At 42.0% G+C, this 11,310-nt stretch carries 10 protein-coding genes and 1 pseudogene; 6 read left to right on the plus strand and 5 right to left on the minus strand.

From position 1 onward, the window contains the following. The first annotated feature begins 150 nt into the window (after positions 1-150). Positions 151-882, plus strand: coding sequence for a triose-phosphate isomerase (tpiA, locus tag RMX98_RS24280; protein WP_322681545.1), 732 nt, complete (start codon positions 151-153; stop codon positions 880-882). Between the two features lie 52 nt (positions 883-934). Next, positions 935-1,795, plus strand: coding sequence for a dihydropteroate synthase (gene folP, locus RMX98_RS24285; protein WP_322681524.1), 861 nt, complete (start codon positions 935-937; stop codon positions 1,793-1,795). Here folP and RMX98_RS24290 read toward each other — a convergent pair. Further along, the gene (locus RMX98_RS24290; RefSeq protein ID WP_322681523.1) at positions 1,792-2,634 is read right to left on the minus strand and encodes an SPFH domain-containing protein; all 843 of its coding nucleotides are present in this window, start codon (positions 2,632-2,634) and stop codon (positions 1,792-1,794) included. The genes folP and RMX98_RS24290 overlap by 4 nt on opposite strands. Before the next feature lie 403 nt (positions 2,635-3,037). Between RMX98_RS24290 and RMX98_RS24295 the strand changes: the two are divergent. Both RMX98_RS24295 and rpsU read left to right on the plus strand, forming a co-directional pair. Next, positions 3,038-3,381, plus strand: a pseudogene (locus RMX98_RS24295) (hypothetical protein). A gap of 303 nt (positions 3,382-3,684) precedes the next feature. Then, entirely contained in the window at positions 3,685-3,864 is a 180-nt protein-coding gene (rpsU, locus tag RMX98_RS24300) for a 30S ribosomal protein S21 (protein WP_322681522.1), read from the plus strand. Positions 3,865-4,157: 293 nt separating this feature from the next. Here the strand turns inward: rpsU and pth are convergent, their stop codons facing one another. From pth to psbH, 3 genes are all read right to left on the minus strand, one after another. After that, complete coding sequence (gene pth, locus RMX98_RS24305) at positions 4,158-4,799, minus strand: aminoacyl-tRNA hydrolase (RefSeq protein ID WP_322681521.1); 642 nt, start codon at positions 4,797-4,799, stop codon at positions 4,158-4,160. Between the two features lie 327 nt (positions 4,800-5,126). Further along, complete coding sequence (locus RMX98_RS24310; RefSeq protein ID WP_322681520.1) at positions 5,127-5,390, minus strand: TatA/E family twin arginine-targeting protein translocase; 264 nt, start codon at positions 5,388-5,390, stop codon at positions 5,127-5,129. A 144-nt stretch (positions 5,391-5,534) separates the two neighbouring features. Next, a complete protein-coding gene (psbH, locus tag RMX98_RS24315) occupies positions 5,535-5,738 on the minus strand; it encodes a photosystem II reaction center phosphoprotein PsbH (RefSeq protein ID WP_322681519.1) in 204 nt (67 codons plus the stop codon). 85 nt (positions 5,739-5,823) lie between these two features. Here psbH and psbN point away from each other — a divergent pair, with 85 nt between their 5' ends. Next, positions 5,824-5,955, plus strand: coding sequence for a photosystem II reaction center protein PsbN (psbN, locus tag RMX98_RS24320; RefSeq protein WP_174708134.1), 132 nt, complete (start codon positions 5,824-5,826; stop codon positions 5,953-5,955). A 62-nt stretch (positions 5,956-6,017) separates the two neighbouring features. On the opposite strand, the gene RMX98_RS24325 is transcribed toward psbN, so the two are convergent. Then, complete coding sequence (locus RMX98_RS24325; protein ID WP_322681518.1) at positions 6,018-9,380, minus strand: alpha-mannosidase; 3,363 nt, start codon at positions 9,378-9,380, stop codon at positions 6,018-6,020. 87 nt (positions 9,381-9,467) lie between these two features. Between RMX98_RS24325 and RMX98_RS24330 the strand changes: the two genes are divergently transcribed. After that, entirely contained in the window at positions 9,468-11,117 is a 1,650-nt protein-coding gene (locus RMX98_RS24330) for a hypothetical protein (RefSeq protein ID WP_322681517.1), read from the plus strand. Positions 11,118-11,310: the final 193 nt, after the last annotated feature.

The raw sequence follows: 11,310 nt of genomic DNA on the forward strand, positions 1-11,310 counted from the left end.
ACAAAGGAGACAAGGGGCAAGGGGAATAAATATGCCCAATGCCCAATGCCCAATGCCCAATGCCCAATGACTAATAACCAATGGCTAACAAAACGTCATAAACTGAAAAATGCATCTAAATAGCACGTTAGAATCTTGACTAAATTACCTGTGCGGAAAATCGTTATTGCCGGCAACTGGAAAATGTTCAAAACCCAGGCAGAAACCCAGGAGTTTTTACAAGGATTTCTGCCCCACTTAGAAGAAACCCCCCAAGGGCGAGAAGTGATATTGTGCCCTCCATTCACTAATTTAAGTGTTTTGTCCAAAACTTTGCACGGTAGCCTCATCCAACTGGGGGCACAAAACATTCATTGGGAAGAATTTGGAGCCTATACAGGTGAGATTTCTGGCCCAATGCTGACAGAAAGTGGTGTGCGCTTTGTGATTGTCGGTCATAGCGAACGACGACAATACTTTGGTGAAACGGATGCAACCGTTAATCTGCGCCTCCGAACTGCTCAAAGGTTTGGTTTGACCCCTATTCTCTGTGTTGGTGAAACTAAACAACAACGAGATGCAGGAGAAACTGAATCGCTGATTGCTCTCCAACTCGATAAAGGTTTGGTAGATATCGATCAGAATAATTTGGTGATTGCCTACGAGCCAATTTGGGCAATTGGCACTGGTGACACTTGTGAAGCAGTGGAAGCTAATCGAATAATTGGCTTAATTCGGAGCCAGTTGAGTAATCCAGATGTATCAATTCAATATGGTGGCTCAGTCAAGCCAAATAATATTGATGAAATCATGGCTCAACCAGAAATCGATGGCGTTTTAGTGGGAGGAGCAAGTTTAGAACCTGAAAGTTTCGCTCGGATTGTGAATTTTCACTTAGTGTAATATGCTTTCTTTTCGTTCCCATGCTCTGCATGGGAATGCCTAATGTAGATTTATGCCAAGCAATTTGATAATTCGAGAACGCTGTTTCGACTGGGGACAGCGAACTTATTTAATGGGCATTTTGAATGTGACGCCTGATAGCTTTAGTGATGGGGGTGAGTTTAACACTTCTTCTACCGCTTTAGTACAGGCACAAGCACTGGTGGCTGCTGGTGCTGACATCATCGATGTGGGCGGTCAATCAACTCGACCAGGGGCAAAGCAAATCACTCTGACTGAGGAACTTGACCGAGTGTTATCGGTGTTACAGGTGCTAAGGCCAGAGATTTCAGTCCCAATTTCTGTAGATACAACCCGTGCTGCTGTAGCCAAGGCATCTGTAGAAGCTGGAGCCGATATTATTAATGATATTTCTGGCGGCACTTTTGACTCAGAAATGTTGACAACAGTGGCAGAGTTAGGTGTGCCGATGATTTTAATGCACATCCGGGGAACACCACAGACAATGCAACAACAGACTGATTATCAAGATTTGCTTGGTGAGATTTATAGTTTTTTGGCTGGGCAAATTGAGGCAGCAACTTCTGCGGGTATTGACTTGGAAAAAATTATTATTGATCCTGGTATTGGTTTCGCTAAAAACTATGAGCAAAATTTAGAAATTTTTCGCGGTTTGCGATCGCTCACAACACTCAACTGTCCTATCTTGGTAGGAGCATCTCGTAAAAGTTTCATTGGTCGGATTTTAAATCAACCAGATCCCAAAGCACGAGTTTGGGGAACGGCAGCAGCTTGTTGTGCTGCTATTTTTAATGGCGCTGATATCCTCCGAGTTCATGATGTTCAAGAAATGCACGATGTTTCACTAGTAGCTGATGCGCTACTGAGACAAGCTGCACAAGGTGATTGTTAAGTATTACCGTTTTCGTGTTTTTTGCCGTTACCTTCTGGATTTTCTGGGTGGGCTATCAACTCCTGAAACATTTCACTTGAGTTAGCTGGGTCTACAAAGACAATTTTGGCATTAGTGCTCTCACCAAGTTTTTGGCTAGCGTCTACGTAATCTTGAGCCACAAGATACCGCAGAATGTCCCTACTGTCAGGATTGGAACGGAGAGCTTGAGAAATGATTTGCACTGAAGCCATAGTTCCTTCTGCTTTCTTAATGGCAGCTTCCTTTTCCCCTTCTGCTTCGGTAATCAACGCCCGTTTTTTGATGACGGCGGCTTGTTCCTCTTCCCTAGACTTTCGCACACTTTCAGGTAGAGTAATTCTCTGGATATCTAACCGGAGAATCTCAACTCCCCAATCTGCCGTTACATTATTCAACTGGTCTAATATGGCTGAGTCCATCTCTGCTCTAGAAACGTTAGTCTGCTCTAGGGTATTCTGAGCAATGATTTCCCGGAGCGTGGTTGTGGTTATTTGTATCAATGATCCTTGCAGATCCTCAATTTCGTAAAAGCTTTTCACAATATCTCGAATGCGCCAGTATACAATAGCGTCCACTTCTACGTAAATATTATCTTGGGTGATTACATTCTGAGGTTTGATGTCTAAGAACTGCTCTCGCGTAGTATCTTCCATCACAACCTGATCTACCAAGGGAACAATAAAGTTCAGCCCTGGCTTAAGTTTCCGATGATACCGCCCCAGGCGTTCGACTAGGGCTTCATTTCCTTGATTAATCAGTTTTGCAGAACCTAAGGCATAACCTATAAGGGCTAAAACTATAGCAATAATTGGTTCCATGTATGCTCCTATTCAGCTTTTGGGAGAATTTAATGTCAAAGATATGCTACTAGCTTGTCATATCTTTGAGTTTAATGTTTTGAGTCTGTAATTTTATCAACCACAGCAGCGATGTTGAGTCCCTGCGCGTTTTGTACATAAGCTGTAAGTAGGACTGTTTTGCAGAATGCGTAGAAGCTCTGCTTCTTGTCGTCAGACATCGCTATTAAAGCACCTTGATAAAACACTGGCAAGGACTATTTTATGTAATCAAAGTTACTTGTATTGAGATTTTTAGACAATCTTGGATCTTTTTCAGCATATTTACTTAGAAAATTTTATTGCAAAGTACAATTTATTACTTTTTAAAGTTTACTACAATTGGGTTAAAATTGGCTTCAGCCATTAAAAATGTCAAAATATTATGGGTAGGTTATTAATCAAATTTATAGGTATAATCCTACTTTTCACAGGACTATAATTTTTTCGTAAAAACATCATATTTGTTAGCGGTTACTATTCATATTTTTACCAAAGCTTATCGGCTACAGCTTCAGTTTTGACAACTATGGCGGGTATATTTGCATTAGTTTTTTTCGTAGAGAAACTCGTAACTTAGGATGGGTTTTTTTAGGCATTGGCATAGTACTAGTTTTCTTAAGTGGTGGAGTTATTTTAAAGCCAACTAGCTTATGGAATTTCATAATTGCTTTTACAGCATTAGCATCTGGATATAAATTACTAAATGAGGGCAGAATCAACTTTTAACATCTATAAATATCATTATGTTTTCTCGTCTAACTTAGTAGCTAAAGCTACATTTTTATCAAGATCATAGTACAGCTATAAAAATTTATCATCATAATTTCCCCAGCCTCTCTATTGCTTCTGAGAGTCAATTAGGGCACTTAGATTAACTTTTAGTTAAGCGCCGATTTTACCAGGCAGAAGCACCATAACCCGCCTCAGATGGACAAATAGCCTCTTAATCATGACTGTAGCTCAGGGGGTTTTACTAAGGTTGAGGGTAATATTAGAATGGAAACTATTGATGATGAGGAAAAGGCAAGAATGACCCAGGTTGTTCTAGGAGAGAACGAAGGAATAGATTCAGCTTTGCGGCGGTTTAAACGCCAGGTTTCCAAAGCTGGGATATTAGCTGATGTGAAATATCATCGGCACTTTGAAACACCGATAGAAAAGCGTAAACGTAAGGCAGTCACGGCTAGACGAACAAGACGTTTTAAATAAACCTATTTAGTATGGTAGTGCCCTTGCTTGAGGTTATGACCGAAAACAAGCAACAGCGCAACGCCGAATAGCCCCTCGTAGACATCGGCATTCTTTTTACAAAAATTAGCAAAGTCTGCCGTACTGGCAATTAGGGTATAGATAAGTCACTTTCCCTATACACAAAAAGCATTAGGGGCTTTATCTTGGTTGGATGGAGCAAGCTAAAATCGCTGCCCATCAACCAACATAAGCGCCTTTAAACATTGGTTAGCTTACTAAAGGAAGCTAGATAGGGTAGTATTCATCTAACCCTAAGACTCAGAATTATTAATGGTGCGGCTATTACAAACATTCATTGCCATTTCTACACCCTGTTTAAGGCTTAGTTCAAGACACTCAACCACGAACTGAAGTACAAAAGACATCTGCTGATTTTCGGTAGCGGAAAATCGCCCCAGTACATGGGAGATAGCACCGGAATCATCGTTATTAGCTGCATCTTTGGGTTTACCAATACCGATTCGCAAACGGGGAAAGTTTTGGGTACTAAGATGTGCGATCGCACTTTTCATGCCGTTATGTCCGCCAGCCGAACCAGACAAGCGCAGACGAGTTTTTCCCAAGGGCAAATCCATATCATCATAAATGATCAGCACTGATTCAGGCGGCAATTTATACCAACTTGTCACCGCTTGTATTGACTGTCCTGAGCGATTCATATAAGTCAATGGTTTTAGCAAGCGAATCTTACCTCCACTTGGGGCCATACCCTCGCCATACTCACCCTGAAACTTGCGGTTTTCTGCTAAGGAAATGCGCCAAGAACGGGAAAGAGCTTCTACAGCCGCAAAGCCGATATTATGGCGTGTTTGGTCATACTTAGCTTCTGGATTCCCCAACCCGACAATTAGCTGGGGAATTACCAAAGCTGGTTGCTTAACAGCTTCTGTCATTTTGCCTACAGTCAATTGATATGCAGCATTTTAGTAGTTTGTCTCAAGAATTTTGATGAGTTCGTATTCAGCACTTTAGTACTGGCTACGAAGTTGCTCAACCCTACTAACTCATGAGACGGACTACTAGCTAAATAAGCCAACGGAAATAAATATAACTATATTAAGAAGGGTAAAGGGTAAGGGAAAAAGCCTTCGGCTGGGGAAAAGGGTAAGAGGTAAGGGGTAAAGGTTTAATTCTTTCCTTTCCCCTTTCCCCTTTAACCTTTTCCCTTTCCCCATACAAAACTTTACATAGTTCGGTTTAATCGCGTCTACTTACTTAGGTTACGAAGAACTAGCGGTATCCTGCTCAGATTTAGCAGGGTAGATTTGCTTAGGTTCCAATTCAGCAGTAGTCTTTACAGCTTCTTCTAACTGTTCTGCTTCTTTTTGAAACTCATTTTGAAACTCCTTGGAAGCTTCTTGGAAACTACGAATTGTTTTACCTACACTCCGACCAATTTCTGGCAGCTTCTTGGGGCCAAAGATTAACAGTGCCACTACCATAATCACAGCCATTTCCGGCAGACCGATACCAAATATATTCATTTTTTGTCTCCTGTAAACTATAGAACCAGTACAGAAACTCGCATATATAGTTAGTCTAGTAGGAAATCGCAACTGACAAAAAAACCCGGATAAACCGGGTGTAACTTAACTTGTTATCCAAACTTGATAGCTGCTGTATATCCCTTAGCGTCCTAAACTCCGCCAATCGACAAGTACATCCTGAACCAAGAGTGATTGATTGTAAAGTTGCAGAATAATCAGCAAAAAGACGAAAAATAGCAAAATAAAAACAGCCATCACAGGGGTAGTACCCCAACCTGGAGCCACTTTCCCATACTCAGAGTTAAGTGGTTTCAGGATATCTCCCAACCTAGTCCTTTGTGCCATAGTTCACCTAATATTACTTGCCAAAGCTTTTTTTAATCTTCTGTAATATTCTATAAGAATAGCACTCATCATCTATCCCTCAATTATGGAACCCGCAATAGTTCTTAGCATTTCTATGGCCGCCGTGGTGATTGCGATCACCGGAATTTCGATTTATACCTCCTTTGGCCCTCCTAGCAAGGAATTGAACGATCCATTTGATGACCACGAAGATTAAAAGAGTCATTTGTCAATGGTCTGTGGAAAACCACAACTGACCACTGACACAGCACTAGTGGCTTACTCCAGCCTGGGATTAATCGCTGGGATTACCTTGAAACTAGCGATTTTCCAAGGTTGTATCGTCAAGTTTTGTTGCTGATATGAGAATTCAGTGCTAGAGGAACGCTCTAACAAATCTACTGTTTCTCCTAGATTCAGACCTAAATCACTTTGCAAAGATAACTCGGCTGTTTCTCCGTGACATTCATAACACCGCAGAATTAACTGCTGTGGATCATCCTCAGATGGCTTCAAGGCCATTAAGATTAAATTTTCAGCTGATAAATCTAAAAAACTCACTCCTTCAGTAGTGCTGTTAGCCGTAGTCGGGCGTTGAGTCTGCGCTGTTAGCGGATAGCTAGGGTTTATGCTGAGTGGATTCAATATCACTTGCAACGGTATATTTAATTCATAGCCACGCCGTACTGTATGCGCTGATTCCCAGCTACCAGTATGAGGATACAAGGTATATGTGAATTCGTGAAAACCTCGGTCAGCCTCCGAGTCTGGCCAATCAGGGCTGCGTAGCAGTGTCAGGCGGAGTTGATTTTGTTTGCTGTCGTAACCGTATTTACAATCATTCAGCAAACTGACACCATAACAATTTTGGATTGTGTCTTCTGCTGTCAAATCAGCCCAACGTAAGGCGGGAACTTCCCATTTTGCTTGTTCTGCGGGGTTTTGCGGTTTGGTTGGGCGGCGAATTGCCCCAGAGGGAATTTCATAAGTAGCAAAGTCTGCTTCGACATTTAGAGGAAAAGCAGCTTTCACTAATACATGATTTTCTTGCCAGTTGACAGTAGTAGCTATGTTCAGCAGAGGTGAACCAGCTTGCAGAATATAGTCTTGGCAAAATTCCGATTCACCCAACTGACGCACCACGCGCACACGACTTTGCACAGGGCCTTGTTCTAACCACTGAATAGATTGAAGATTTGTTGCGGGTAAGGGATGTTGGGCATAATTGGGGTCAATATTCCAAGCATCCCAATATTGACCACTGTCTTTAAAAGCTTGTAGTTGATTCCCCGCACCACTCAAAACTTCTCGTTGATAAGTTTTGTCAAAAACACTTGATAAATCTCCGGTGTCAGGATCTATAACAACTTGCAAAAATTCATTTTCTAAAATCCAGTCTGGAAGAAGTGGGGGAAGTGGGGGAGATGAAGGAGATGAGGGGGAAAGCCAAAATATGCGGTAGCCTACGGGTGGAATTTCGGTAGCGAGAAATAGTAGGGTTGATGGTTCAGATAATTGGGAGACAAGCTGCTTTCCAGAAGTATCGTAAATCTGCCATTCCTCTGGCGTGGGTAAAGCTACAGAGACTACCTCAGAACGCTGCCAATTGAGAGAATTGAAAACGAAAATAGGCAAACTATTGGGTTTTGGTGGTTCTGATAGAGTAATCTGAGATGCGATCGCTAAAAGTGATTCCTGTAATATCTTCGTTCCTACTTGTTCCACTTGCTGCCATTGGGGCAACGCATCCAAATAAACTTGGGTAATTGAAGAACCAGGTAAAATATCGTGAAACTGTTGAAATAACACTAGTTTCCAAGCTGCTTCGATTTCAGCTTTGGGATATGTCATGCTACAGCTTACAGTTGCCAAGGTAGCAAATAGTTCAGCTTGATACAATAAATTTTCACAACGACGATTCCACCGTTTTTGATCCGCGTGGGTAGTGTAGCAACCACGATGGAATTCTAAGTACAGTTCGTTATCCCAGGTGGGGAATGAGGGGGAAGCAGGGGGAGAATAATAACTCTTGACTCCTGAATTCTGACTCCTGAATTCTGACTCCTGAATTCTGCCTCCTGCCTCACTTCGACTACGCTCAGTGACCACCTGCCTCCTGCCTTCTTTACTGATTTGCTGTAAATACTTTTCAGCCGTTGTAAATTCTAAGTCTGGGAAGAAAGGTGACTTTTGCCAGCGTTGGGCGGTTTCTAACATATCACGGGTGGGGCCGCCGCCGTGGTCGCCGACACCGGGAAGCCAGAGAGATTCTGGTAAACCAGTTTGGGTTTGCCATTCAAGAGCGTAGGATGCCATTTTAACCGGGTCTATAGCTTCACCGATAGGTGCAGACATCAAACTAAAGACTTGGCTACCATCAGGCGATCGCCACCAAAAAGCCCCATAATCAAATTTAGTAGTATCATTCCATCGCAACTTCTGCGTCACAAAATACTCAATACCAGCATTAGCGAAAAACTGCGGTAAACTTGCACAGAAACCAAAAGAATCTGGAACCCACACCACAGTTGAAAGCTTGCCAAATTTTTCCTGAATGTAGCGCTGACCATACAATAGCTGACGGACTATTGATTCACCAGCAATTATGTTGAGTTCCGGTTCCACCCACATCCCGCCGACAACTTCCCAACGTCCCGAAGCTACCTGTGCTTGAATCGCCTCAAATAAATCCGGGCGATGTTCCTCAATCCAAGCATAAAGTGCGGGAGTCGAATGACAGAAAATTAACTCAGGAAAATCTGCTTGCAACTTCAGAATCGACTCAAAAGTGTTTTGCGCCGCATTCCAAGTTTCACTCACAGGCCATAGCCATGCTAAATCTAAATGAGCATGACCCAACAGGAAAATTTTAGATTTTTGATCCCCCCAACCCCCCTTCAAAAGCAGGGGGGCTAAAATATCGGATTGAATTAAATTTTGACGTAGAGACAAAAACGACTTTACCAACCCTCCCTTTTCTTCCTTCTCTTCGAGACGCTGCGCGAACGCGTCCTTGGCGTCTTGGCGGTTCGTAACCTCCTCCACCATCGCCGCCAAAACATCCAACTTCTCCGGCGCAAACTTTTCCAAATAAAGTTGCGCCACAGCTAACTCATTAGCCACAAAACCCGGATCGGGATTATTATCAACAGTAGACTCATAAACTAGGAGCGATCGCACTAAAGCACCATCACAATGTCCCGGACTCACTAACCGCAAAGCTACAATAAACTCTTCCCCTGGCGTTACCCCTTGACTAAGAAGTACTCTCGGCGAACAATCAAATAAATCACCCTCCAGCACTAACTCCCCATTTACATAAATCTCAGCAGAATCTGCCCACCAAACCAGCGCCAGCCGCAAAGATAAGCCAGCTAAGGGATAACCGTGTAAATCCTGAGGAACCACCAATCTTTGCACTAGCCATAGCACTTTTTTCCCGCCCATCCAAGCAATATGTTCTTTCGCATTCAAATGAACAGGTTGCCAATTAGATAAATCAGCAGCTACAACATCAGTAATAATCAGGTCAGATTCCTCATATAGCCAAGTAGGCTGAAAATCAACTTGACAAAAAGAGCGCAGTTGCTCAATTACTTGTGAGATAAATTTGGTCTGGGATTGAGAGACAGTCGGGGTCATATTTTCGCTAAGATGAGGTGTTGGTTGTTTTTATTGTTTGGCGCGAGTCTCACAACTTAACAAGACTTGAACTAAAAAATTACTACTATGTCTTCTGGTTCCTCTGGTCGTTATCAAAGCAGACTATTTAACTTTGTCCACCAGCAATCTCGGCGGGTGACACAACAGTGGGAACACACCTATCGGCATTTGCAAGTTGCCACTAAGTGGGGTGTGGGGGTATTACTTTACCCAGTGTATCTACTGTTTCAGTCATCTGAATCATCTGGGAAAACGCTACACACCAAAGAACCACAAACTAGACTAAAGTTACAACCAAATGATACCGATTTCCAGCCCGAAACTCTACCAAATGTTGATAGCCCCATTCAACATGTATTACAAGCAGTCTATGATCTGTCATCTGATGAAGCCGCCTCGACTCCGGCAAAAACAGTCGTATCTTTCAATCCCTTGACTTATTTAGGAGTTTTTCAGAGCAAATCCGTTGATAATAGCTCTACGAATAACGCTAATCTTACTCAATCATCAAATATTACAGAGAATCGAGCCGGAAGTCTCAACCCTTCACTCTTGGAAAATACCCTTCAACAGCATTTTCCGATAGTGCAGGGAATTGCCACAAATTTGATGAATCGGAATTTAGTACTTGTTACTACCGACAATGAAATTCTAGATATTTTGACACCTCAACAGCAGGCAAAATTAGAAGATAGGATTATTAATGAAATTGCTAAATATTGGAAGTATTGGCAGTTGATAATAGCTAAAAAAGAATCAGATATATTACCACAAATTGACCATTTATTAGCAAAACTTACTGATGTAAATCCAGCTAAAATTCCAGTTTTAGCCGAAGGGATACCAAAGGATTTACTTAATACAGATAAATTATTAACATTTCTAGATACAGCCTTTGCTAAGTTGGAATCAAATGCTTTAATCCCGGTACAAGAACGTAGCCAAGAAATTGTTCAAGTTGCCCAAACTCAGTTCAACATCTTTCTTTATGGCAAAGAGCAATTAGGTGGTAAAGGAGAAATTGCACCCAATGCTAATGGTTTGGAAACTCATACACTGAATTTTCAGGCTTTGATTGAGGCGGCGCTTAATTACTTTTTTGGTGTTGGTAATAGAAAAACACTTGAGACAACAACCAGTAATGAGAGATTGACAAGTAAACTATTCTCATTACCCTTGAGAAAAGCCTTGTCTAAAAGCCCTCAATTAGAGGATCAGGATTTAAAAGATGATCCTTGGCTAACGTGGAATGATTTATTTGGTGACACCGAGACGGTTGCTGACAAGTCAGTTAGACTTTATCAAAGGACAAATCCTGCTTTAGTGTCAAGTTTATCAGTTGAGCCTTTTCCCCAAAATAATTTGAGTGTAAAACAATCTAAATTTGGATCTGGTTTGGTACGAAGAAAACAACCAATTAGTAATCTCGCCTCAAGTCAAAAAACATCTGCAAAAGTCACCTCTGCAAAACAAACTCAAGCTAGGATCTCCCAAGCTAAAAGCGAGAGTCGTACAGGGGAAATGCAACAGCAGTTTCACCAAAGCAGTCAAGTTGAGGCACAGCCAGACTGGATAGAAACCAAAGCGACTTTAACCGGCTATGTAAAGCACCCTTTAGAACAACTTCTGGAATGGCTTGATTATGTTATGCTCTGGCTAGAAGAGAGATTTGTCAAGATTTTTCAGTCGTTGCGGCAGCTATGGCAGGGAAAATAATAGTAATTTGTAATTCGTAATTAAGACTTGATTAGATTTCACCTGGGTTTCTAGATTTACATCTGGAGCCTGATTTTACAAAATTGGTATAAGCGGGTGGATATTTTTTAATAAACTCAGGACTTACGCAACTGTCACAAGCAATGGCGCGGTGTAGCCGCGCCGCGCGCCAAGCAACTACACGATAAACATG

This window comes from Nostoc sp. DedQUE02, from assembly GCF_034531035.1.
In the GTDB taxonomy this organism is placed as follows: Bacteria; Cyanobacteriota; Cyanobacteriia; order Cyanobacteriales; family Nostocaceae; genus Nostoc.